Source organism: Bacillus seohaeanensis, from assembly GCF_042684945.1.
GTDB lineage: Bacteria > Bacillota > Bacilli > Bacillales > Bacillaceae_B > Rossellomorea > Rossellomorea seohaeanensis.
This window is the reverse complement of sequence record NZ_JBHUMF010000031.1, coordinates 1,080,277-1,105,342: the sequence shown is the minus strand read 5'-3', so window position 1 is coordinate 1,105,342 and position 25,066 is coordinate 1,080,277. Positions and strand designations below refer to the sequence as shown.

General features: G+C 36.9%; 27 protein-coding genes. 25 read left to right on the top strand and 2 right to left on the bottom strand.

The annotated features are described in order from the left end of the window. Window positions 1-292 precede the first annotated feature (292 nt). The 25 genes from rny to ACFSUL_RS18510 all read left to right on the top strand — a co-directional run bounded on the left by rny (window position 293) and on the right by ACFSUL_RS18510 (window position 24,003). On the top strand, window positions 293-1,852 hold the full coding sequence (rny, locus tag ACFSUL_RS18630) for a ribonuclease Y (protein ID WP_071412753.1): 1,560 nt from the start codon (window positions 293-295) through the stop codon (window positions 1,850-1,852). A 273-nt stretch (window positions 1,853-2,125) separates the two neighbouring features. Then, entirely contained in the window at window positions 2,126-3,352 is a 1,227-nt protein-coding gene (locus ACFSUL_RS18625; protein ID WP_377937382.1) for an acyl-CoA dehydrogenase, read from the top strand. A 13-nt stretch (window positions 3,353-3,365) separates the two neighbouring features. Further along, the gene (locus tag ACFSUL_RS18620; RefSeq protein ID WP_071412751.1) at window positions 3,366-4,142 is read left to right on the top strand and encodes an SDR family oxidoreductase; all 777 of its coding nucleotides are present in this window, start codon (window positions 3,366-3,368) and stop codon (window positions 4,140-4,142) included. Window positions 4,143-4,186: 44 nt separating this feature from the next. Next, window positions 4,187-5,794 (top strand): long-chain-fatty-acid--CoA ligase, encoded by a 1,608-nt coding sequence (locus ACFSUL_RS18615; protein WP_377937381.1) that lies wholly within the window; start codon window positions 4,187-4,189, stop codon window positions 5,792-5,794. A 124-nt stretch (window positions 5,795-5,918) separates the two neighbouring features. Next, window positions 5,919-6,494, top strand: coding sequence for a TetR/AcrR family transcriptional regulator (locus tag ACFSUL_RS18610; RefSeq protein ID WP_377937380.1), 576 nt, complete (start codon window positions 5,919-5,921; stop codon window positions 6,492-6,494). 189 nt (window positions 6,495-6,683) lie between these two features. Beyond that, window positions 6,684-7,568: a 3-hydroxyacyl-CoA dehydrogenase family protein gene (locus tag ACFSUL_RS18605; protein ID WP_377937379.1), complete on the top strand. Its 885-nt coding sequence runs from the start codon at window positions 6,684-6,686 to the stop codon at window positions 7,566-7,568. Window positions 7,569-7,612: 44 nt separating this feature from the next. Then, entirely contained in the window at window positions 7,613-8,011 is a 399-nt protein-coding gene (locus ACFSUL_RS18600; protein WP_071413977.1) for an acyl-CoA thioesterase, read from the top strand. A 24-nt stretch (window positions 8,012-8,035) separates the two neighbouring features. Next, window positions 8,036-9,100 (top strand): phosphotransferase family protein, encoded by a 1,065-nt coding sequence (locus tag ACFSUL_RS18595; protein ID WP_377937378.1) that lies wholly within the window; start codon window positions 8,036-8,038, stop codon window positions 9,098-9,100. Beyond that, a complete protein-coding gene (locus tag ACFSUL_RS18590; protein WP_377937377.1) occupies window positions 9,097-9,840 on the top strand; it encodes a 2-phosphosulfolactate phosphatase in 744 nt (247 codons plus the stop codon). Before ACFSUL_RS18595 ends, ACFSUL_RS18590 begins: the two co-directional genes overlap by 4 nt. A gap of 87 nt (window positions 9,841-9,927) precedes the next feature. After that, window positions 9,928-10,689: an SDR family NAD(P)-dependent oxidoreductase gene (locus ACFSUL_RS18585; protein WP_377937376.1), complete on the top strand. Its 762-nt coding sequence runs from the start codon at window positions 9,928-9,930 to the stop codon at window positions 10,687-10,689. 219 nt (window positions 10,690-10,908) lie between these two features. After that, the gene (locus tag ACFSUL_RS18580; protein WP_377937375.1) at window positions 10,909-11,682 is read left to right on the top strand and encodes an enoyl-CoA hydratase/isomerase family protein; all 774 of its coding nucleotides are present in this window, start codon (window positions 10,909-10,911) and stop codon (window positions 11,680-11,682) included. 294 nt (window positions 11,683-11,976) lie between these two features. Beyond that, entirely contained in the window at window positions 11,977-12,777 is an 801-nt protein-coding gene (locus tag ACFSUL_RS18575) for a TIGR00282 family metallophosphoesterase (protein WP_377937374.1), read from the top strand. Between the two features lie 371 nt (window positions 12,778-13,148). After that, on the top strand, window positions 13,149-13,409 hold the full coding sequence (spoVS, locus tag ACFSUL_RS18570; protein WP_019391885.1) for a stage V sporulation protein SpoVS: 261 nt from the start codon (window positions 13,149-13,151) through the stop codon (window positions 13,407-13,409). Between the two features lie 264 nt (window positions 13,410-13,673). Next, a complete protein-coding gene (locus ACFSUL_RS18565; protein WP_377937771.1) occupies window positions 13,674-14,597 on the top strand; it encodes a dipeptidase in 924 nt (307 codons plus the stop codon). A gap of 495 nt (window positions 14,598-15,092) precedes the next feature. Further along, entirely contained in the window at window positions 15,093-16,835 is a 1,743-nt protein-coding gene (locus ACFSUL_RS18560) for a 2-oxoacid:acceptor oxidoreductase subunit alpha (RefSeq protein ID WP_377937373.1), read from the top strand. Window positions 16,836-16,838: 3 nt separating this feature from the next. Next, a complete protein-coding gene (locus tag ACFSUL_RS18555; RefSeq protein ID WP_377937372.1) occupies window positions 16,839-17,705 on the top strand; it encodes a 2-oxoacid:ferredoxin oxidoreductase subunit beta in 867 nt (288 codons plus the stop codon). A gap of 143 nt (window positions 17,706-17,848) precedes the next feature. Further along, a complete protein-coding gene (locus tag ACFSUL_RS18550; protein ID WP_377937371.1) occupies window positions 17,849-18,283 on the top strand; it encodes a hypothetical protein in 435 nt (144 codons plus the stop codon). A gap of 87 nt (window positions 18,284-18,370) precedes the next feature. Then, the gene (locus tag ACFSUL_RS18545; protein ID WP_377937370.1) at window positions 18,371-18,616 is read left to right on the top strand and encodes a hypothetical protein; all 246 of its coding nucleotides are present in this window, start codon (window positions 18,371-18,373) and stop codon (window positions 18,614-18,616) included. Window positions 18,617-18,664: 48 nt separating this feature from the next. Further along, entirely contained in the window at window positions 18,665-18,928 is a 264-nt protein-coding gene (locus tag ACFSUL_RS18540) for a hypothetical protein (RefSeq protein WP_377937369.1), read from the top strand. A 124-nt stretch (window positions 18,929-19,052) separates the two neighbouring features. Beyond that, window positions 19,053-19,373, top strand: coding sequence for a hypothetical protein (locus tag ACFSUL_RS18535; RefSeq protein WP_071412736.1), 321 nt, complete (start codon window positions 19,053-19,055; stop codon window positions 19,371-19,373). A gap of 944 nt (window positions 19,374-20,317) precedes the next feature. Next, the gene (locus ACFSUL_RS18530) at window positions 20,318-21,499 is read left to right on the top strand and encodes a BMQ_0737 family morphogenetic spore coat protein (RefSeq protein WP_071412735.1); all 1,182 of its coding nucleotides are present in this window, start codon (window positions 20,318-20,320) and stop codon (window positions 21,497-21,499) included. Between the two features lie 211 nt (window positions 21,500-21,710). Beyond that, window positions 21,711-22,616: a coiled-coil domain-containing protein gene (locus tag ACFSUL_RS18525; protein ID WP_377937368.1), complete on the top strand. Its 906-nt coding sequence runs from the start codon at window positions 21,711-21,713 to the stop codon at window positions 22,614-22,616. 22 nt (window positions 22,617-22,638) lie between these two features. Further along, window positions 22,639-22,770, top strand: coding sequence for a hypothetical protein (locus ACFSUL_RS18520; RefSeq protein WP_377937367.1), 132 nt, complete (start codon window positions 22,639-22,641; stop codon window positions 22,768-22,770). Further along, window positions 22,757-23,167: a M67 family metallopeptidase gene (locus ACFSUL_RS18515; protein ID WP_377937366.1), complete on the top strand. Its 411-nt coding sequence runs from the start codon at window positions 22,757-22,759 to the stop codon at window positions 23,165-23,167. Before ACFSUL_RS18520 ends, ACFSUL_RS18515 begins: the two co-directional genes overlap by 14 nt. Before the next feature lie 128 nt (window positions 23,168-23,295). Next, the gene (locus tag ACFSUL_RS18510; protein WP_377937365.1) at window positions 23,296-24,003 is read left to right on the top strand and encodes a glycosyltransferase; all 708 of its coding nucleotides are present in this window, start codon (window positions 23,296-23,298) and stop codon (window positions 24,001-24,003) included. A 178-nt stretch (window positions 24,004-24,181) separates the two neighbouring features. Here ACFSUL_RS18510 and ACFSUL_RS18505 read toward each other — a convergent pair whose 3' ends face one another. Then, window positions 24,182-24,412, bottom strand: coding sequence for a hypothetical protein (locus ACFSUL_RS18505; protein WP_377937364.1), 231 nt, complete (start codon window positions 24,410-24,412; stop codon window positions 24,182-24,184). Continuing rightward, on the bottom strand, window positions 24,406-24,936 hold the full coding sequence (locus ACFSUL_RS18500; RefSeq protein WP_377937363.1) for a sulfotransferase domain-containing protein: 531 nt from the start codon (window positions 24,934-24,936) through the stop codon (window positions 24,406-24,408). Before ACFSUL_RS18500 ends, ACFSUL_RS18505 begins: the two co-directional genes overlap by 7 nt. Window positions 24,937-25,066 lie beyond the last annotated feature (130 nt).

Here is a 25,066-nt window from a genome sequence, read left to right as displayed (position 1 = left end):
AAGAGAGAAACAAATCTTACTATATAAGTTTGTTTCTCTCTTTTTTTGTCGGTGTCATATTCTGTCGAATGTGAATTTTCCACTAGAAAACACAGAGAAATCCAGTCTTATCATGCCCAACCCCTTGACAATGAATTTTCAGAGATTTAAAATTAACATGTATATTTTACAAATTTTTTCGAATGAAATATTTGAAAGCCTAGCGCGCTGTATATTGAATTCTTACGGAACAATGTACAAGCCGACATGTAAAAAGACATTTTGAAAGTTCATAGCAAGAGGAGGTGAAATGATGGAACCCATTACAATCATCTTCATTTTGCTTGGCCTAATCGTCGGTGTAGTTGTTGGATACTTTATTCGTAAGTCCATAGCTGAGGCAAAAATTGCAGGTGCTAAAGGTTCTGCAGAGCAGATATTAGAAGATGCTAAGCGCCAGGCGGATGCTCTGAAGAAGGAAGCACTGTTAGAAGCGAAGGACGAAAATCATAAGCTTCGTACTGATATGGAAAATGACTTACGTGAACGAAGGAATGAATTGCAAAAACAAGAAAACCGTTTAATGCAAAAAGAAGAGAACCTCGATCGAAAAGATGAATCGCTTAATAAACGTGAATCTTTACTTGAAAGAAAAGAGGATACTCTCAACGAAAGACAACAACATATTGAAGAGATGGAAAGCAAAGTGGACGAGATGGTACAAAAACAGCAATCTGAACTTGAACGAGTCTCGGGCCTAACTCGTGATGAAGCGAAAACAATCATTCTTGAACGCGTTGAAAACGAGCTTTCCCATGATATTGCGTTGATGGTGAGAGAGCACGAAACACGTGCAAAAGAAGATGCGGATAAGAAAGCAAAAGATATTCTTTCTCTTGCAATTCAACGTTGTGCAGCGGAACATGTTGCTGAAACAACAGTCTCAGTTGTCAATCTGCCAAATGATGAAATGAAAGGGCGTATCATTGGGCGAGAAGGGCGTAATATCCGTACTTTAGAGACGTTAACAGGAATAGATCTTATCATTGATGATACACCAGAGGCAGTTATTTTATCTGGTTTTGATCCAATTCGACGAGAAACGGCTCGAATTGCATTAGAAAAGTTAGTTCAGGACGGACGTATTCATCCTGCACGTATTGAAGAAATGGTGGATAAATCCCGCCGTGAAGTAGATGAACATATTCGTGAAATTGGTGAACAAACTACATTTGAAGTGGGAGTTCACGGGCTCCATCCGGATTTAATAAAAATATTAGGACGATTAAAATACCGTACAAGCTACGGTCAGAACGTACTAAAACATTCGATGGAAGTTGCCTATTTATCCGGGTTGTTAGCGGCTGAATTGGGGGAAGATGAAACACTTGCTCGTCGTGCTGGTTTACTGCATGATATTGGTAAGGCCATTGACCATGAAGTAGAAGGCAGTCACGTTGAGATTGGTGTAGAATTGGCTACTAAGTACAAGGAACACCCAGTTGTAATCAATAGTATTGCCTCTCACCATGGAGATACAGAACCAACGTCCATTTTATCGGTTCTAGTCGCTGCTGCAGATGCACTATCAGCAGCAAGACCAGGTGCCAGAAGTGAAACGTTAGAAAACTATATCCGTCGTCTTGAAAAGCTAGAAGATATTTCCGAATCCTATGAAGGAGTAGAAAAATCTTTTGCTATCCAAGCAGGACGGGAAGTTCGTATTATGGTTAGACCAGAAGCTATTGACGATTTAGAATCACATCGTCTAGCGAGGGATATTCGTAAACGAATTGAAGAAGAATTAGATTATCCAGGTCATATAAAAGTAACGGTTATCCGTGAAACAAGAGCTGTAGAATATGCTAAATAAAAAAATGATCCTGTAAACAATTGTTTACAGGATCATTTTTTATACAAGGAAGGTATTTGTGGACAACATTACTATTAGAATTTTAAAGTTAAAATGATTTGCCCTATGTATGTCTGGAATTTTTGTAAGATAGATGAAGCGGGATAAGGGTCTTTTTATTAGTTTGTAGATTTAGAATTTTATGAAAATTACTTGAAAATTTCACACAGAGAGTTTATGATGTAAATGTGCTACATACCAACCGGTTAGTAAATAAAAAGAGGAGGTAATAGAATGAACTTTTCTTATTCGGAAAAAGTAGAAGGGTTAAGATCCCAATTAACCCGATTTATGGATGAGCATGTCTACCCAAATGAAAAAAGGTATGAGGAACAATTAAGTGCACAGCCTTCAAGATGGTCTGTTGTTCCTGAAATTGTAGAGTCGCTAAAGGAAAAGGCAAAAAAAGAGGATTTGTGGAATCTTTTTTTACCTAAAAGTGACTATGGCGCAGGTCTTACCAACCTAGAATATGCACCTCTTTGTGAAATAATGGGACGTTCTTTGATAGCGCCGGAAGTATTTAACTGCAATGCACCGGATACTGGGAATATGGAAGTGCTTGTTCGATACGGCACAGAAGAGCAAAAGAGAAAGTGGTTGTTGCCTTTATTGAATGGAGAAATTCGTTCTTGTTTTTCCATGACAGAACCGGATGTAGCGTCATCAGATGCGACTAATGTACAAGCTAGTATAGTTAGAGATGGTGATGAATATATAGTTAATGGTACAAAATGGTGGTCATCGGGTGCAGGAGATCCTCGTTGTAAAATAGCAATTGTTATGGGGAAAAATGATCCTAATGCACCAAAGCATGAACAACAATCAATGATTTTAGTACCTTTGGATACACCTGGAGTGAAGATAGAAAGAATGTTAAGTGTATTCGGTTATGATCATGCTCCACACGGTCATGCAGAGATTAGTTTTGACAATGTTCGAGTGCCTGCAGAAAACATTATCTGGGGAGAAGGAAAAGGTTTTGCAATTGCACAAGGTAGACTTGGACCAGGAAGAATTCATCATTGCATGCGACTAATTGGAGCAGCGGAACGAGCTCTTGAGGAATTATGTAAGCGTGTTCAAAACCGGGTTGCCTTTGGAAAAGCATTAGCACAGCAAGGGGTAATTCAAGAGTGGATCGCTGACTCTAGAATTGAAATTGAGCAGGCAAGGTTACTTACATTAAAGGCTGCATATATGATGGACACTGTCGGAAATAAAGTAGCGAAGAAGGAAATTGCTATGATAAAAGTAGTTGCACCTAATATGGCATTAAAAGTAATCGATCGTGCTATTCAAGGTTTTGGTGCTGCTGGAGTAAGTGGCGATATTCCACTTGCTGCATTGTGGGCAAATTCAAGAACATTACGACTTGCAGATGGGCCAGATGAAGTTCATCGCAGGCAATTGGCTAGACTTGAATTAAAAGAGTATGAATCAACACTTCAAAAGTTATAAGGGAGGGAAGAAATTGCATATTAATCAATTATTTAATTTACAAGGAAAAACAGCGATTATCACAGGCGGTGGTAGAGGTTTAGGGGAACAAATGGCGGAAGGATTTTCAGAGGCTGGAGTAGCAAATATCGTTGTATGTTCTCGGAAACTAGAAAATTGTGAGGAAGTTGCTGCTAGTTTAAGAGAAAAAGGTGTAAATGCTAGCGCTTTTGCATGTGATATTACAGATCCTGATCAAGTAAAACATGTGGTAGAACAAACGGTAGAAAAATATGGTCGTATTGATATTTTAGTAAATAATAGTGGAGCTACATGGGGGGCCCCTGTAGAGGAAATGCCTCTTCAAGCTTGGCAAAAGGTTATAAATGTAAATATTACGGGAACTTTTCTCTTCAGTCAGGAAGTCGGAAAAGTGATGATAAAGCAACAAGGTGGCAAAATTATTAATATAGCATCCGTTGCTGGTCTTGGCGGCACTGACCCTGAATATATGAATACTATCGGCTATAACACGAGTAAAGGTGCAGTCCTTACGTTCACAAAAGATTTAGCAGTGAAATGGGGACGTCATAATATTAATGTTAATGCAATTGCACCAGGATTTTTTCCAACAAAAATGTCGAAGGAAGTAATGGAGCATGGAAAGGAATACTTTTTAAAAAGAACGCCATTACGCAGGTTTGGAGGAGAATCGGATTTAAAAGGTGTTGCTGTTTTTCTTGCATCAGGGGCAGCTGATTTTATTACTGGAGAAGTAGTAGTTGTTGATGGTGGCTCACATGCAATGTAAGGAAAAGGTTCCTACTACTACATGTATAAGGGGGAGTATAGTTAATGAGTAAGAATCAATGGTTGGCTGAATATCCAGAAGGTTACACGCATGACTTAGACATTCCTAATATCTCATTAGCAGACTTTCTAAAAGACTCGGCGAAACAGTTTCCAGAGAAAAAGGCAGTACGTTTCTATGACTACACACTCTCCTACCAAGAGCTTTATCAGAGTGCCGTCGTTTTTGCGGCCGCATTACAGAAAAAGGGGGTGCAAAAAGGAGACCGAGTTGCGATCATGCTTCCGAATTGTCCGCAATACGTTATTAGTTATTACGGAATTTTACTCGCAGGTGGAATCGTAACACAAGTAAACCCAATGTTAGTGGAACGAGAACTTCAGTATTTATTAAGAGATTCTGGCTCAGAGTCTATTATCCTATTAGATGCGCTTTATCCAAAGCTAAAAAGTGTTCAAGACAAAACAAATATCCAAAATGTTATAACTGTAAGTCTACAACAGGAGTTTTCCCCACCAGAACCTGATAGTAGCTTTAAACAATTTCTTTCCAACCCAGATCCAGTATTTACTCCCGTCAACATTGATCCCAAAAATGATATAGCAGTTTTACAATACACAGGTGGCACTACAGGACGCTCAAAAGGTGCGATGCTAACCCACCGAAATTTGGTTAGTAATGTTATTCAAACCTTTGAATTCTTTAAAAATGATTTCGTGCCAGGAGCAGAAATTTGCCTCTCTGTTATCCCATTTTTCCATGTGTTTGGCATGACATCATGTATGAATCTTTCCATATATGCTGGAAATACAATTCTACTTCTCCCTCGTTTTGATATTGAGGAAGTTCTGTCAACAATCAAAACAGAACAACCAACTGTATTTCCGGGTGTTCCAACGATGTATGTTGCTCTTACGAATCATCCTAAAGCAGAAGAATACGGTATTAATAGTATCAGAACATGCAACAGTGGAAGTGCCCCAATGCCGGTAGAATTATTAAAAGAGTTCGAAAGAAAAACCAGTTCCAAAATTTTAGAAGGATATGGTTTGTCAGAAGCTTCACCTACTACTCATTGTAATCCTCCTTTTGCTGACCGGAAACCGGGAACAGTAGGGATTGGATTTCCTGGGACAGAGTATAAAGTGGTAGATGTAGCAACAGGGACAGAAGAAGTGGAAACAAATCAATTGGGAGAGTTGATTATAAGAGGTCCTCAAGTAATGAAAGGTTACTGGAACAACCTTGAAGAAACAGCAACTACATTAAGAGACGGTTGGCTATATACAGGGGACATCGCCAAAGTGGATGAAAAAGGTTATGTTTCCATAGTAGACCGTAAAAAAGACATGATCATTGCAAGTGGTTATAATATTTATCCGCGTGATATTGAGGAAGTATTATATGAGCACCCTGCAGTTCAGGAGGCGGTAGTTATCGGAATCCCTGACTCTTATAGAGGTGAGACGGTAAAAGCTTATATTGTTCTTAAGGAAGGGAAAAGTGCTAAAGAGGAGGAAATCATTACATTCTGTAAGGAACGATTATCCCCTTATAAAGTTCCGAAAGTAATCGAGTATAGGAAAGAGCTTCCTAAAACAAATGTAGGTAAAATTCTTCGTCGAGCATTGAGAGAAGAAGTTAAAAAATAAGAAAGAAAACAGAATAAGGAAGCTATGATATAATTTTCCCATGGTGGCGGGGCCTCTTTCTGTTGGAGACCCGCCCACTAAACTTAGCTATCTTAGATAGATAAAGACTGAGAGGGAAATTAAAATGAAAGATATGATTATGGAAACAGGCATCCAATTGTTTGGTGAGAAGGGCTTTAAAGAAACATCTATTCAAGATTTAATGGATGAGTTGAAAGTTACAAAAGGTACTTTCTACTATTACTATAAAAGCAAAGAAGAACTACTAAAGGATATTCATCTACAATATATAAATCGACTGGTCCAACACCAAGAATCTATTATAAATGATGAATCTTTGAACTGTGAACAGAAATTGTACCAAATTATATACAGTTTAATTCATGATATTAAAAAGGAAGGATTAACAGCGAAAGTGTTTTTCCGTGAAATGAGACATCTTAGTGATGAAAACCTTGATGTTATCGTTTCGAAGAGAGATAAATTCAGATTGAATATTCAATCAATCGTTGAGGAAGGAATCGTAGCAGACGAATTTAGATCAGATTTACCTGCAGATATTGTTACGTTTGGAATTTTAGGAATAGCGAACTGGAGTTATTTTTGGTTTCAGCCCGATGGAGAAAAAACAGATGAGCAAGTATCAAAAATATTTCATGAAATATTAGTTCAGGGGATGAATGGACCGAAAAATTCGTAGTAATTAAGAAAAGTACAGGAGGACCAATGATTAACTTAAGCCTCGCGCAAAGAGTAATCGTCATACTTGAGGATATGTTTTTATTTGAGTGAGGCCTATGATCGACACAACGAATCGTAGAGTTTTTAAAAATTTTTTAAAGAAATATATTTATGACATACTATCCGGTTAGTAGGAAGGGGAGTTTTTATGAGAACAGAGTCAATTCAACATATTACGGTAGTAGGGGCAGGACAAATGGGGCACCAGATTGCGATGTTATGTGCTATCGGTGGCTATGAAACTGTTATTCAAGACTTATCACAGGGTGCTTTACATGATGCTAAACAGAAATTAGAAACCATTATGTCAAGATGGGAAAGGAAAGGTAAATTGACAAAAGCGGCTATTGAAGCAGCATTTGGTCGTCTTACCTTTACAACAGACTTGAGAGAAGCAGTAAAGGAAACAGATTTTGTTATCGAAGCGATAGTGGAAAAGCTTGATGTAAAGCGAGAACTGTTTAAGCAGCTTGATGAATTAGCAAATCCAAATGTGATTTTTGCTTCGAACAGCTCAACTATCGTAAACTCACTAATTGCTGAAGTGACAAATCGTAAAGAAAACGTGGTGAATATGCATTTCTTTTTCCCTCCACTTGTGATGGATTGTGTGGAAGTCGTCAAAAGTGATGCGACAAGTGATGAAACTGCCCGATTGACGATGGAGGTATGTGAAAAAATCAATCGTACTGCCGTGCTACTAAATAAAGAAATTTCCGGATTTATTGCAAACCGTATTTTAGGAGCATTACAAAGGGAAGCAGTATACCTTTATGAAAATGGTTATGCGAGTTTTGAAGATATTGATTTAATATGCAAAAAAGCATTATCCCATCCGATTGGCCCATTTGAATTAATGGATTTATCGGGAATTGACGTCGTTAATTTTGTTATGAGACAACGATTTGAAGAGACAGGAGATCCAAATGATAAACCCGCTAAATGTGTGGAAGAAAGAGTGAACAAGGGGGATCTAGGTAGAAAAACAGGACGCGGCTTTTATGAGTATGCGAAAGAAGGAGTAAAGGGATAACTTAATTTTATTACTAGTGAGGGGGGATTCCTGTGGTTCATGAGATGAATGTTAAAACCCGTTTTGGGGAAACAGACGCTCTTGGTCATTTAAATAATACAAGTTATTTTATTTATTTTGAAGAAGCAAGGATTCAATTTTTCGATGAAATTGGTGCGAATACGAGTCCGAATCAATGGCAATTCATACTAGCGTCCACAAAATGTGATTTTGTTTCACAAGGATACTTTAAGCAATTTCTAAGTATTAAGACGACAGTATCACGTGTTGGTACAAAAAGTTTCACACTCTATCATGAAGTTATCGACAAAGATACAGGCGAATTAATTGCTCGAGGAGAAGCGGCAATTGTTTATTTTGATTTTGAAAAACAAAGAAGTGAAAAGATTCCAGACAATATGAAAGCATTATTAATGGGGTATTCTACAGTTTTAAGTGACTGAATATTAAGATAAGGAGGCTTGTATATGTCTCAGCTTATACCAGTTCGAAAAGGGGAAGAATTAAACTTAACTAATTTAGAGAAATATCTTAGAAGAGAAATTCCCGACCTGCCCAAAGGTTCTCTGGAAATAAAGCAATTCGGTACAGGCGCCTCTAACTTGACTTATGCAATAAAAATAGGAGAGTGGGAGGCCGTTTTACGCCGGCCTCCATTTGGTCCAGTGGCACCTAAAGCACATGATATGGAAAGAGAGTATCAATTATTATCGGCATTGCACCATCATTTTCCCAAAGCACCAAAACCATATCTTTTCTGTGGGGATAAAGCTATTGTAGGCAAACCATTTTTTATTATGGAACGAAAACATGGTGTATTGTTAGACACATCTTTCCCAGAAGAAATAGAGGCAACAGAAGCCAATTGCAAACGTGTTTCAGAACTAATGGTCGATACGATGGTTGATCTTCATAAAGTTCCTTACAAAAACACGTTTCTTGAAAAAATAAGCAAGCCAGAGGGGTTTATGGAAAGACAAGTGCATGGATGGATACAGCGTTATGAACGTTCAAAGACAGAGGAGATTAAGGAAGTGGAACTGTTAACAAAATGGTTAGCCTCGCATATTCCGGAATCGCAAGAACCAACAGTCATTCACTATGATTTTAAATTGAACAATACGCTTTTCTCTAACGATTTAACAAAAGTAACTGGATTATTTGACTGGGAAATGTCTACAGTAGGGGATCCATTAGCAGATTTGGGAGCTGCTATGAGTTACTGGATGGAAGATAGTGACCCCCCTCTGATAAAAAGCAACTTTAGAAAACCTCCAGTTACTATAATGAATGGATTTTATACTAGAAGAGAATTTGTTGAAGCATATAGTAAGAAAACTGGCAGAGATGTATCTAATATTCATTTTTATATTACCTTTGCCTACTTTAAGTTAGCTGTAATTTGTCAACAAATCTATTATCGATATTATAAGGGCCAAACAAATGATGAACGATTTTCGCAGATGAATCACTTTGTGAAAGCGTTAATACAGCATTCCTTATCGACAGCCCATGAAGGATGGGAAAAATGAAGACAAACATCCATGTCATTTTAAAAAAAGAAGAACTTGATCCTTCAAAAATAAATAATAAAGTGGTTGTAGTGTTTGATATTTTGCTTGCTACATCTACAATAGCAACTCTGTTTCATTATGGAGCCAAGTCTGTAATCCCTGTTGAGAATGGTGAAAAAGCCTATGAAATTTCGAACTCAAACAAGGAAAAGGATTACTTGCTTGTTGGCGAATATGAGGGAAAGGCGATTCATGGTTTTTTAGAGCCGCATCCGACGGCATTCAAAAGTGAAGCAAAGGATAGAAACGTAATCTTGTCTACTACAAATGGTACTGTCGCGATTAAGAAAGCTACTACTGGAAAAAGAGTCTATGCTGCTTCGTTGTTAAATAGCGAATCAGTAGTAAATGATATAGTTCAAAGTTTGAAGGAAGAAAACATACTGCTTGTTTGTGCAGGGTCTTCCGATACGTTTTGTATTGAGGATTTTTATGGTGCAGGCTATTTTATCGAGTGCTTAAAAAACGAAATTGACTTGAACTACACAGATTCTGCAAAGGCAGCACATTTATTTTATTTAGCACATCGTACGAACACAGTGGAATTATTTCAAGAAAGCCGTGTCGGGAAAATGCTGATGGACTATGGGTTTGAAAGGGAACTTGAGTTTATTACACAACATAGTTCATTCGAAGAAGTACCAATCTTAAGAAATGGTGAGTTACAGGTAAAAGAAGTGGTTTCTAGGAAAAAGTAATTTCGTTTAATCCTTTTAAATAGATATTAGATGCTAGTAGTTCAAGAGGATTTTGAAGGAAATAGTTGTAGTGAAGGGGGAGTGCTAATGCGATTTGAAAATAAAACAATTGTTGTAACTGGTGCCGGAAGCGGAATTGGAAAAGCAGCTGTTATGCGTTTTGCATCAGAAGGAGCTACAGTTGTATTGGTTGGAAGAACCGAAGCAAAGTTAATAGCTGTAAAAGAAAGTGTTCAAGAAGTATATCAGAAAGAGGCTTATCTATTTCCGACTGATGTTACAAAAGAGGAAGAAGTAGAAAAACTTGCAAACTACCTAGAAAAAAACTTTGGTGAAATAGATATTCTTGTGAATAATGCGGGGGCATCGGTTCACTCGAAAATATTTGAGACAACATTAGAACAATGGGAGAACGTCCAAAAAGTTAATTTAACTAGTGTTTTTCTCATCGCAAAACATCTTGCGCCACTTATGAAAAATGAGAACCTAAAAGAGGATAGAAGTATTGTAAATGTTGCTTCTCTTTCAGGGCATAAACCTGGGGCACATATTCCACATTATAGCTCTGCTAAGGCGGGATTAATCAATTTCACAAGAGCATTATCTTTAGAACTTGCGCCTTTCGGAATCCGGGTTAATTCTGTTTCACCCGGATTTGTAGAAACACCGCTTACGGAGAAAGGATTACAAAATGATCGTTTTGTAAAAGCAATTGAAAGAAGTACGGCATTGAAAAGAGTAGGAAAGCCGGAAGAAATCGCAAATATCATTTGTTTTGCAGCATCCAGTGAGGCTTCTTATATGACTGGAAGTGACTTATTAGTTGATGGTGGATGGCTTGTAGTATAAAGGAAACTTTCACCGGAAGTACCAGGATTATCCATTAATCAATTAGAAGGTTAAGAGGAAATAGTGCTAGACAAATCGAAAAGAGGAAACGGCTTGCTTAGGGGCGACAAGCATCTGGGGGAAAACAGAAGAGGGTGCTCTTTGGCCTAAAGCTTATTTACACAAATGACCCCCAGCCCCTAGCCGTTGGAACTAGACAAATCGAGAGGAGAGAAAAAAATGACAGACTTATTAGTAGAAAAGAATGGTGCTGTACTATATTTAACATTGAATCGCCCAGAGGCTTTAAATGCATTTAGTGGGGAAATGATTGAAGATATTACGACGGAAATGACAAATGCGGCGAATGATGATTCTGTTAAAGTGGTTGTGCTGTCAGGTTCGGGAAGAGCGTTCTCAGCAGGCGGAGATGTAAAAACAATGGGCCAAAATACAGGCAGTGCGGTTTATGAGCATATCGGAAGGCTAAACAAATGTATCCTTGCTATTCAGCGTTTAGAAAAGCCGGTCGTAGCGGTTGTCCATGGATTTGTTGCAGGAGCAGGATTTAATCTTGCTCTCGCATGTGACTTAATTGTAGCTGCAGAAGATACTGCTTTTGTTTTAAGTTTTTCAAAAGTAGGGTTAATTTCAGATGGTGGCGGTTTATACTTCCTACCGAGATTAATTGGTCTACAAAAAGCGAAGGAGTTATTTTTCCTAGCGGAACCATTAAAAGTGGAGGAAGCAAAACAAATGGGAATCGTGAACAGAATTGTACCACTAGAACAACTAAAAGATGAAGCTATTAGTTTTGCTACAAGGCTTTCTCAAGGCCCAGTTCAAAGTTACGGTAAAATGAAAAATCTTTTACAAGAAGGATTAAATAAAAGCTTGGAAGATGTGTTAGAATTAGAGCGTCTTACTCAAATGCTTATGGTTGAATCTGCTGATCATAAAGAAGGTGTATCCGCATTTAAAGAAAAGCGTCAGCCTGTTTTTACAGGAAAATAGGAGAGTTACAACATCTTCTTTAAAAGATGCTGCCAAAGTTCATAAATTACTGCAAGAGAAAAACGAAGGATAAATTAGTTTTGGTTCCATAACTATAAAAGGATTGCTCAAAAAATTTGGGTGATCCTTTTATAGTTTTTATCGGAATTCAACAGCTGAAATCGACTATATTTTAAGTTTGATTACTAGCAAGAAGGGCATTTTTAGAGACATTAAAATATGAAATTGTGATACAATAAGAAAAATGTGATAGGTTAAACACCTGTTAAAATACATAGCTAGAAAGGGATTTACATGAAACTACTATTTATCGGAGATGTTGTCGGATCACTAGGACGTGAGATGGTAACAGAATACCTACCTAAATTAAAATCAAAATATCAGCCTGCATTTACAATTGTAAATGGAGAAAATGCAGCATCAGGTCGAGGGATTACGGAGAAAATTTATAAACAATTTCTCCAAGACGGAGCTAATATGGTAACAATGGGTAACCATACATGGGATAATAAAGAGATTTTTAATTTTATTGATAATACAAAACAAATAGTACGTCCTGCAAACTTTCCTAAAGGAACTCCTGGTAAAGGATTGGTTTTTGCGTCCGTTCATGGGAAAGAAATAGCAATTATTAATGCACAGGGCAGAACCTTTATGCCTCCATTAGATGACCCTTTTCTGGTAGTAGATGAGCTTGTGGAGGAAGCAAAAAAACGTACATCAATTATATTTGTAGATTTCCATGCAGAAGCAACAAGTGAAAAGCAAGCGATGGGTTGGTTCCTAGATGGGAAGGTATCCGCGGTCATCGGTACGCATACACATGTGCAGACAGCAGATAATCGTATTCTTCCGAAAGGGACTGCTTTTATGTGTGATGTCGGTATGACTGGCCCATACGATGAAGTGCTAGGAATGAGTAAAGAGTCCGTTATTAAAAGGTTCCAAACAAGCTTGCCTGTTCGTTTTGAAGTTCCGAAAACTGGAAGGAAAGTGTTGAGCGGGTGTCTTATTGAAATAAGTGATAAAACAGGTGAAGCAAAGTCAATACAACGTATTCTTATAAACGAGGATCATCAATTTATAGCTGAATAATTTGTTATTTTATTTGTCTAGCGGCTAGAGGCTCGAGTCATAAGACGAACATACCAGTAAGGCAAAAACCACGCCTTACTGGTATGTTTGTCGCCTCTAACCAAGCCGCTTCCGCTTTTCTCTATCCAGCTTCAGCGGCTAGCTCGCTACGAAAAAGATGATTTCTCTCTAAAGGCAAAAAGCGCCTTTTGAGAGAAATCCCTATTTTCCACGCGAGCTGATTAAGCCGCTTCCGCTTTTCTCTTTGTCTTTTTCGTCCAAGCCGGAATGATTTGCTCTGTTCGTGAATATAGTAGCAGTGGAATGATTTATACCAAGATTGTTCTTACCTGTGAACATTCGGTATGGGGAAATGACAAGGAGGAAAAGGAATGGAAATATTAAAAGTTTCAGCAAAATCTAATCCCAATTCTGTAGCTGGTGCACTTGCCGGTGTTCTTCGTGAGAGAGGAGGAGCTGAAATCCAAGCTATAGGAGCTGGTGCATTAAACCAAGCTGTTAAAGCCGTCGCAATAGCCCGCGGTTTTGTTGCTCCGAGTGGCGTGGATCTCATTTGTATTCCTGCTTTTACGGACATTCAAATTGATGGAGAAGAACGTACTGCAATTAAATTAATTGTAGAACCGAGATAAAGAGAATTTTCCACCCGTGGTGACCTTTTCGCGGGTGGTTAGTTGAACCAGTCGGGCAATTACTGACAGTGATAGAGACGGTCAAAGCCTATGGAAACAGTTGATTATTAGTAAGTGAAGCCGTTTCTGCCCGTTGTAACAAAAACATGCAAGGCTGTCCAAAGATTTTAAAAATGTGGACAGCCTATTTCTATTTTAAAGAGGAAAAAAGTGAATATAAGCCGAATTAGTATACATGAAGAAAAACTTGAAAGGAAGATTTTTATGATATTTGATGCCCATTGTGATGCACTTTTAAAACTGCATTATCATTCAAAGGATCACTCATTTCAAAGTGCTGGTGATTTACATATTACATATCCTCAGCTTATTTCTGGACATAGTAAAGTACAATTATTTGCGATTTATTTGCCTTCTGAATTAAAACCTGGCGTACGTTTTCAGACAGCCCTAGAAATGATTGAAGTGTTTCACCGGAAAGTTTTAGAACCTAATCCCAAAATGAAGATGGTTACGTCAAAAGCAGATATTGAAGCCTTGAAACCGGATGAAATCGGGGCGATGCTGACATTAGAGGGAGCAGAAGCGATTGAAGAAGATCTGACTAAGCTTGAAACGCTTTATCGACTTGGAGTTAGATCTGTTGGTTTAACGTGGAACTGGGCTAATGCAGTAGCAGATGGCGCACTTGAACCTCGAGCGGCTGGATTAACAAAGTTTGGTGAAAACGTGGTGAGCTATTTAAATGAGAAACGCATGTGGACGGATGTATCCCATCTTTGTGAAGCATCTTTCTGGGATACAATGGCGATTGCGGATTTCCCAATTGCATCACACTCTAATGTGCATGATCTTTGCCCTCACCCAAGAAATTTAAAGAAAGATCAAATTCAACAACTCATTAAACAAGATGGGGTAATCGGAATTACGTTTGTCCCGTATTTTCTTAATTCAGCAGGCACAGCAGATATTAACGATGTGCTACGTCACCTAGACTATATTTGCGGTGTTGGTGGAGAACATCATGTAGGCTTTGGCTCCGATTTCGATGGTATTTCCCAAACGGTGAAAGGGTTGTCAAGTTATAAAGAATACGATAACTTAGTTAATTCCCTTCAAAATTACTATTCAGAATCACAAGTTCATCAATTCTTATACAAAAACTTTACAGACAAAATTCCATTTTAATTAGAAAAGCGGAAGCGGCTTGTAGAGAGGCGACAAGCATAAGACGAGCATACCAGAAAGGCATGGTTTTCGCCTTACTGGTATGCTTGACTTATGCCTCAAGCCTCTAGCCGCAGTAGCTGGACAGAGAAAAGCGGAAGCGGCTCGTTTAGCTCGTGAAGAAAATAGGAATTTCCCTCGTGAAGGCGCTTTTTGCCTTTAGAGGGAAATTATCTTTTTCACAGCGAGCTAGCCGCAGTAGCTAGACAGAGAAAAGCGGAAGCGGGATAGGAATCTCGCTTTTTTAAATGGGAATTTTCAAAAAATATAGACATTTATATTAAAAGAAATTAGGATAAGGAGTTATGGTGAATTTTTCTATATTTCTATAGTGCATATAATGTTTAAATGGTAAACTTATAGATGGTATTTTTAAAAGTCTTCTAGTTATATAGTGGTTAGTTCTTATTACATAAAGAAGATAGTAGAGATTCACAGAAGGGATGTAATGAAAAGATGAAGGAACAGCTTTCGTGGAAAGTTGGAGGTCAGCAAGGTGAAGGGATAGAAAGTACAGGAGAAATATTCTCCATGGCCTTAAACCGACTTGGTTACTATCTATACGGGTACCGTCATTTTTCCTCGCGTATTAAAGGGGGGCATACGAACAACAAAATTCGTGTGAGTACAAAGCAAGTGAGAGCGGTTGCGGATGATTTAGATATTTTAGTAGCTTTTGATCAAGAGACAATTGATGTAAATTACACAGAATTGCATAATCAAGGTGTAATTATTGCAGATAGTAAATGTAAACCAGAAAAGCCTCAGGATACAGATGCCTCACTATTCATTATTCCGTTTACAGAGATTGCGAAAGAACTAGGAACATCTCTAATGAAAAATATGGTTGCAGTTGGTGCAACTTGTGCGGTATTAAATATACATACAGAAGTATTTCAAGAAGTAGTAGAAGAAATTTTTGGTCGTAAAGGGCAAGCGGTAGTAGATAAGAACATGGAAGCAATTAAACAAGGCTATGAAACGATGAAAGATGAGCTTGGTGAGAAAGTGGGCAGTCTGCAACTTGCAGAAGCAGATGGAAAAAAGCGCATGTTCATGATTGGTAACGATGCGATTGCACTGGGGGCTTTAGCCGCTGGTGTTAGACTTATGCCGGCCTACCCAATTACACCTGCATCGGAAATTATGGAGTACTTAATTAAGAAGCTACCTAGTGTAGGTGGAACTGTTATCCAAACAGAAGATGAAATTGCGGCTGCTACGATGGCCATAGGGGCTAACTATGGAGGTATCCGTTCTTTTACAGCTTCAGCAGGACCGGGTCTTTCCCTTATGATGGAAGCAATTGGTCTTTCTGGTATGACGGAACAACCATTAGTTGTAGTAGATACGCAACGTGGCGGACCGTCTACAGGTCTTCCTACAAAGCAAGAACAATCGGATTTGATGGCAATGATTTACGGGACGCATGGGGAAATTCCGAAAATCGTTCTTGCACCTAGTACAGTTCAAGAAGCTTTCTATGACACGGTAGAAGCTTTCAATCTAGCGGAAGAATACCAATGTCCAGTTATTATTCTTTCCGATTTGCAATTGTCATTAGGCAAGCAAACGGTAGAACCGCTAGATTATAGTAAGGTAGAGATTCGTAGAGGAAAACTAATAGCAGATGAAACAGATCTTCCAGAACTTGAACCGAAAGATTATTTTAAACGTTATGAAGTAACAGAAGATGGTGCCTCTCCGCGTGTAACTCCAGGAATGAAAAATGGAATTCATCATGTGACAGGAGTAGAACATGACGAAACTGGAAAGCCATCTGAATCAGCGGCCAACCGAAAGGCGCAAATGGATAAACGGATGAGGAAAATTGAAAAAATAAACTTCTCGAATCCGCTGCATATTAATGCTCCACATGAAGAGTCAGACTTATTGCTAATTGGCTTTAACTCAACTCGTGGTGTTATTGAAGAAGCAATGGAACGGTTAGAAGAAGATGGTGTGAAAGTAAATCATGCTCAAGTTAGATTAATTCACCCATTTCCTGCAGAAGAGTTACGTCCGCTTGTTGAAAATGCAAAACGAGTTGCGGTTATTGAACATAATGCAACAGGTCAATTAGCGAACATTATAAAAATGAATGTAGGACATGCAAACAAAATTAAGAACATGACGAAGTATGATGGAACACCTTACTTGCCGTATGAAATCCATTTACAATGTAAGGAGTTGATATAGGTTATGGCAACGTTCAAAGATTTTCGGAATAATGTGAAGCCAAACTGGTGTCCTGGATGTGGGGATTTTTCCGTGCAAGCCGCAATTCAACGAGCAGCAGCAAATGTTGGCCTTGACCCAGAAGGATTAGCAGTTGTTTCCGGTATCGGCTGTTCTGGTCGTATTTCAGGGTATATCAATTCATATGGATTCCATGGAATTCATGGCCGTTCTCTACCAATTGCTCAAGGCTTGAAAATGGCGAATAAGGATTTGACCGTTATCGCGTCTGGTGGCGATGGTGATGGATTTGCAATTGGAATGGGACATACAATCCATGCTATTCGTAGAAACGTAGATGTTACTTATATTGTTATGGATAATCAAATTTATGGATTGACAAAAGGGCAAACATCCCCGCGTTCTGCAAGTGGATTTAAAACAAAGTCAACGCCTGAAGGTTCCATTGAGCCAGCAATTGCTCCAATGGAAATGGCATTAACGGCAGGAGCAACATTTGTCGCGCAAAGTTTTTCATCTGATTTAAAAGAACTAACAGCATTGATTGAAGCAGGAATTAATCATAAAGGCTTCTCTATCATTAACGTTTTCAGTCCTTGTGTTACGTATAATAAAATCAACACATACGACTGGTTTAAGGAAAATTTAACAAAACTTAGTGATGTAGAAGGGTATGATTCCTCTAATCGCGAAGAAGCGATGAGTATGCTAATGAAAAAAGATGGATTGGTAACGGGGCTAATTTATCAGAATAAGGAGCAGCCTTCCTATCAAGAGCTTGTTGCAGGGTATTCAGAAGATCCACTAAACAACCAGAGATTAAAGCTTGACGAAGAAACATTTGATGAGCTGGTAAAAGAATTTATGTAAATGAAAAGCCGAAATTTCCGATTAGGAAATTTCGGCTTTTCTACTAGTCTCAACTATTTTTTAGTAATAAACAATTCGTTGAATCTTCACTTAATTAAGAAAGAGACATACTGTATAATAAAAACATTTTTCAGGTGATTAAAATGTTAAAAAATGTAGAAAAAGAAGCGATTGTAGAATTGTATTTTTTAAATAATACTTTAGTGCTGAAGGTAAAGAAGATCTGTAAAGAAAATAGCTACTTAGTTGGTATAGATAAACAAATGAACGAAATATATATAAATTTAGCAACCGTATTAGGATTTAATATTCTTAAAGAATGGCCTTCGCTTGAAGAAAAAGAGGTTATTAATCAATCAGAAGAGAAAGATCACAATAAATTAAGTAATCATCCTACTAAGAAAATAAATGAAAGCACCCCTCCGCAGCAGCCCTTCGCTAAAAAGAGTAATCCATCCATTCATGTAGACAAAGAAAAACAACTACTTAAAAATGCCCTCCTAAAAAGATTAACAATTTCCAATACAAATGGAAACTCTAGTATTAGTAATAGTGGTAGTAGTCATAGTAAAACGTAAAATTCAACAGTTGTATCAGTAAGTTTAACCATACGAGATAATGACTTTCTCATATACTAATGTATCAAAGGAAAAAGGGGGGATATGATGTCGAATGGTTCTTTAATTGATATTGAAAGACTTGCTGTTTTAGTAGCAGAAAAACTTCAATACCAACAGCAGCAGCAAAAGCAGCACGTTGATCAAGAATACAAACCGGAAAACGATGTAGAGAATGAACAAGAAAACGATGTAGAAACAAAGCAAGGATTCTATGTGTCTGCTAAAAATGGTAATGCCTCTATTAAAAACAGTGGAAATAGCAAAGAATCTCCATTTTGGGGACAAGCATAATATTTAAACTTCTATAAAAAATAAATGATGAAAAAAGGAGGAATAGAAATGTCATATGGATCAAATGGCTCTTTAATTGATATTGAAAGACTTGCTGTCCTTGTAGCGGAAAAGCTTCAAGCTCAGCAACAACAACAAAAACAATCCCTGGATCAAAAGTATAGTCCAGAAAATGATTTAGAAAATGAACAAGAAAACGATGTAGAAACAAAACAAAAATTTTATGTATCTGCTAAAAATGGTAATGCTTCGATAAAGAATAGTGGAAACAGTAAAGAGTTTCCTTTTGGTGGAGGATATGGTCAAGCATAAAAGGAAATAAAAGGTCCTTATTATTAGGGCCTTTTTATATGAAGTTTGCAGAACCGATACGAATGTCTATACTGTATTGTTTGATGAAACATAAGCTAAAAAAAAGAGTTATAAGGAGGCTGTTATGGCTACAAATAATCATGAATTAGAGGAATTAGTAGATTCTATGGTCGAGAAATCGTTAAAAAAGCACTTAGATGAAATGTTAGGTATGATGTCGGCAGAAATTAAAAATGAAAATGGAAACGCCAGTATCAAGCAGAGTGGCAATGGTATTGTTTACGTTGATAACACAGGTATCGCCTATGCCTTTATTTTATTTTATCAATATTTTATGAAGGAAAAAATAAAGGACACAGATTTTGATCAGATGTTAGACAAACTTAATAATATCGTTGATGATAATCGTAATTCTTTTAAAGAAATTATTGAGGGAATGAAATAAAATAGATTTTACATGTTGTATTTCATCTATAAATTTCATTTATAATCGTTGATTTAATGTATCCATTTATCTCAGATTAACGGTCAGTAAACCCTCACATTATTAGTTCTGTGCTCTTATAAGTGGGATTCCGCTTGGGATGTATACTCCATTGAATAGGCCTTTATTACTTTTACCAAGTAGATGTTTCCTTTACTCCTAAAATGAAGAGGATTGCTAGTAACAACAGGTAGTATACATTATAAGTTAAGATGTTAGTCAGCTGTAACGATAAAAATGGGCATGTCGTTACAGCTATCTCTGCTTATTTAATTTTGTAGCGCTAAGACAAAGGAAGCTTACTATTAATATGGCTTGTAACAAAAGGCTCTTTTCTCGTAGATTATTGTTTCACTTATCAATTTTCCCCATAGCTCCAATCAACTCAATTGGCGAAACGTAGTTTTCGGTTGAAAAGTAGCAAACTTTATGAAAAGAGCCTAACAAAAAACCATGTGAATTTCCCAGTATTCACATGGTTTTTTTATCTATTTAAATATCATCGCGCAATGATAATTTTTTATCCGTTCATCTAATATTCATTTGAAAGTGAGCGTTTTAGTTAACTCTAAACTAATATATTTTAAAATGCCTATAGGCAGTAATGGTAAAATTGTTTTTTATATAAAGGCTGTACAAGCCCTTTATAGTGTTTTATTTTGTTAACAAGAAGGTATGATCACCCTCCTTTCACTAATTATTCTATGAATAATTTTCTACTATTCCACTGACAAAAACCCAAATTTTAGCCTATTTTGTCTCCAAATGCCTTTGAAATAAAAAAACTATTAAATAGCCTACTAAATTTTTTTGGAAAAATAGGTAATTTCTCTATACCATTTTTATTCTCGTCCATAGGATATAGTGTATCAAAAATATTCATTTGAAAGAAAGGAAGGATTTATGTGAAGAAGCGTCAAGCTATTAGGGGTTCCCAGACCCCAACTCCAACGCCATCGCCTTCTCCAATCCCGCTAGATCCTAACGACTTAGCACCAGAATGTATTAGAGTCGATAAGGTATATGATTGGGTGTTTTTTGCTAACAAGTATGAAAATAAAAATTTCATTCCTGATGAAGACTGTCGTGCAGCAGTGAGTGCAGCGTTAGCGGCTGGCCAAAGAGTAGAGGTTCAAACAGCACCAGTTGATCCAGAAGATGTTAGTGTAACTGGAAACATCCTTGAGAATGGGAATCCGGGAAGAGTATTGATTGTTTGGACAGTACCCGTAGAAGTTACTATCTTAATTGATGGAGACGCTGAATGTTCCTTTGTTGTTCGTACACAATTTACAGATGAAATTATGCTTTGCGTACCAACAGGTATTACAAACGACAATTTGAACATTCGAGCAACTCAGGTTATTGCTACTTCAGGTGGCGTGTTAATGGGACCGGATCCATTTGGACCAATGATTCCATTGAAAGTTGTTCTATGTAAAGATGTTCAAGTGGAATTCCCAGTTAAACTAGAAGTTTTAGCTAAATTCTGTTTCCCTCGTCCAAATAATATTAGAGTACCAGAAGAAAAAATTTCTTGTAACCTAGACCTACTAGAATTCCCTCAACAATGCCCTGGTTTATTCCCAGTTGATAACTGTGAATGTCAGGCAACTGCCCTAGCAAGAAATGAAGACACAATAGCTACATTTGGAACAGGAGGAACAGCAGATACGGTAACAGGTCTCTCTACTTTGAGAGCAGAAATTTGCCAAGAATGTTCGTTGGCAGACAGTACATTCACTTACTCATTCACAGATACAGAAGAGGGTCCTACACCAACTCCAACTGCAACAGGATTCCAACCAGACTTTAGTTTTACATTCAACCCTACTTCTATCGACAGTGTAACTTGTGGAGACGACGCACTAACAGCAGTTGGTGAAGGTACTCGCTACTTTGACGGTGTGCCGGAACAATTATTCTATGAACTTCAAATCTTTGCAAACGGAGGAGAAGGTTTCCGATTGATCCTTAGAAATACAGCGAATGTCGTTATCTTTGACAGTGGCGTAGTAGATGCCCTAGTAGAATTTGATGAGTGTGATACTTTCGCTGACCTAATTGGAGATTCTTTTGATGACTAAGTGATGAGGAGGGGGAGTAACTCTACTCCTCTTTCTTTTTCATTGACATAAATTTTTAATAGGATTTTGCTTCTAGTGTACTTACAAATAAATAGATTTTGTAAGTACCAGTAAGTAGGGAGAAGTATTGGTGTTAGTCCTTTCGTTTTAACCTTGGAAACAAATGATACATACAATAGTACAACGTTATACGTGACGGAGGTGAAGGTCAATGGCAAATAAAGAAACACTCTCTGAAAAAGATAAAGGAAAGTTTCTTGTTGGTGAACAAAAGATGGACTTTGTTTCAACTACAGTTCCAGAGATTACAATTTTTTATGAAAATAATCATCAGGAGAGACTACTTTTGTTTGAACAATACAAAAAGGAATTTCTTTCATTTCTGTTAGAATTTCAAACATTTTTGCTCCATTCAGGAAGTGTTTACTGGGACATGGAAGCTTACTGTCTGTTAACGGAAAAGCAAATAGATGAAATAAAAATGTACAGAAGCAAGCTTTTACAAAAACAAAAGGAAGAAAGGTGGCTGAATAAAGTGTGGAATTTTTTATGGGGAAAGAGTGAAGAAGAACGGAATCCTGAAATATGGAAAAAGCTTGATGCAATTGAGGAACATTTAGATTTTTTTTCGAACAAGTTTAAGGAAGTTAGTGCGTCCATGAAGGAAGCAGAAGAAAGGAATAAAGAAACGCAGAAATACCTTGAAAAAATGAGTACCCTTCATACGGAACTAGAAAAAATTGAAGAGTACTACGAAGAAGAATTAAATGCATTAAAAACAAAAATAACGGAATACAAACAAAAGGAAGCGGACCTTGAAAAGGAAGTGTCTTTATTAAATAAACATCTTTCAGAGAAACAAGAACAGGATCAGGAAAAAAGGCAGCTAGAAGAGCAATTAGAAAGGGAGATAGAAAACCTTAGAAAGCAAATTCAATCGCAGTCAAATAAGAAAAATAAATTACTTGAAAAGATGAAAGAGCAGTCGGATACAAAAAAGAGGAAAACTCAACCTGAGAATATAATTAACCCGGAATATGAAAAATACGGTACGATGCCAATATCGAACGAATCGAAGAAAACAATGTTCGACCCAAACAGATATAGCAGAAAGTGATTATTAGAAAGGGGGGAAACAGATGCAATCAAAGGAATTAAATAAAATTTACAAACAGTCAAAAAGTACACCCATTGGAACAGCCAAACAAAAGAAAGTGGCGGCAAAGAGAACGAAGTTTAAGTTCAAAGGATGCGGCTGTGGAGCAAGATAATACCGTTCTCTTATCAAAAAAAATGTATAGTAAAATGATAAACAAGTGTAGACGTGGCCTTCCAAATGAAGCTTGTGGCTTACTATCAGGTAGGGGGAATCGTTGCTTAACTGTATGGCCTATGAAAAATATAGAACCTACTCCTTTTTCCTTTGCGATGGATATTAACCAACAAGAGAAAACTTTAAAAAAAATGAAAGATATTAATGAAGATTTTATTGGTATTTATCACTCGCACCCAAATGGAATAGCCGTTCCCTCTGAAGACGATATTAAGCATGCAGTATATCCTGAAGCCTTTTATTTTGTAATTTCTATCAGTCATAAAAAAGAGGATTTAAGATGTTATAAAATAAAGGAAGGAAAAGTAAAAAATGTGGAGATATTATATTATTAATTTTTAGAGCGCTTCATTGAAGTGCTCTTTTTTATGCCTAACATTATGCAACAACTGGGAGATGGTACAACCAAGAAAGGGGGGAGTTACATATAATAATGTAGATGATTCTGAAAGAAGGTAGTGACATGAAAGTTTCTATCATTATCCCGTTTTATAATTGTCCATTTGTAGATCAAGCGATAAAAAGTGCACTAAATCAAACGTATAAAAATATAGAAGTGATTGTTGTTGATGATGGTTCAACACAACATATGGAAAAAATAGAACCCTTTAAAAATAGAATTCGTTATATACGAAAAGCCAATGGTGGAACAGCATCCGCCCTGAACACGGGGATAAGACATGCTACAGGGAAATATTTTGCATGGTTAAGTTCGGATGATATGTTTGTCACAAATAAAATTGAGCGGCAGCTGGCATTTATGAAACAAGTAGGTGCACTTGTTTCGTATACTGCGTTTACGACAATTGATGCTAATAACAAAGCGATAAATCAAATACATTCACGATCGATGAGTAGAAGTAGATTAATAAAATTGCTATTAACTGGCTGTCCAATTAATGGATGTACAGTGATGGCAGATATGGATTTAATAGAAAAAGCAGGAATGTTTGATGAAAGTTTTAAATATGCTCAAGATTATGAGATGTGGTGTAGACTTACTCTTCATACTAGTATTTTTTATTTAGATGAACTATTGGTTTTATACCGTGTTCATAATTCTATGGGGTCGGTGAAACATGCAGGTGGAATAGTAAATGAAACAGAAAGAGTAAAAAGTAAATATAAAAAATTGTTTTTTCTCGATTTACGAAAGAAAAAAAGAAAATAAAAAACAATCCCGTCTACTTTATTATTGGCGGGGTTGCTTTTTATTAGTAGAAAGAACACTAGCGGAAAAATAACTAAAGCTACACTTAAGGACCAAAAACTGTTATTGGGGTTAACGGAGGGGGGATAGGGGGCATTTAGATTCTAAGCCACCATATGATATTTTCTCATGAACTTATTTACCAGTCATAGTCTTTTTCATAGCCTAATTCAATTAATAAACCACCAGCCACATTCTTAAAGTGATTTTTGATTTCCTCATCAAATTCCTTTTTCCATATTCCGGCTTGTCCCTTTCGGAAAGTTGGGGATTTAATAGGGGATACGTTACTTTGCATTTTTTCTATCATAGGATTAAGTCTTTTTGAATCATTTTCTATTTCTAAATAGCGGATTATTGCCTCTAGCACTTTTTTTGCGATTGTGAGGATTCTATAAGGGTTTCAAAAGTTATAGGAGGAATATTATTCTTATTTTTCCAATCTATAAATAACCTATACCATAAATCAATGTTTACCCTATTTAGCGAATCAATTCCATTTATTAATGCTAAACAGCGTTGTTTAAAATCCATATTGTTTTTAACAAAAAAATGATAGGTCGGAGTATTTTCTAATTTCATAAAGAAATAAGCATACGATACTACGATATCTCTGGGATCCCTATATAGAAATATTTGCTTTAAATTTAAGTTGTTTAACATTGTTTCGTATTCCTTAGAGTAGTAAAAGTGTCCATTTGAAAAATGATTGTTGGTCATTTTAGACAGAATTAATTGATGTTCAGAAATTTGATCTAGCTTGCCAGGATATATGAAAGCATGATGTTGGAGTGGTGGAATCCCTTCTAGTAGTGGTCTGATTAGGTGTGTACCACTTTTGGGTATGGAATTAACGAAGAATGGTTTTATTTTGTTCCGTTGGGGCAGATTCAAGTGTTTTCATTCCTTTCTATTTCATTTAATAAACAATTCCTATTTATTTTATGCAGTAAACAAGCAAAGATGTAGATAGGTTATCTATAAAATAATTAATTTATAAATAGATTCCAAAACTGGGAGAGTT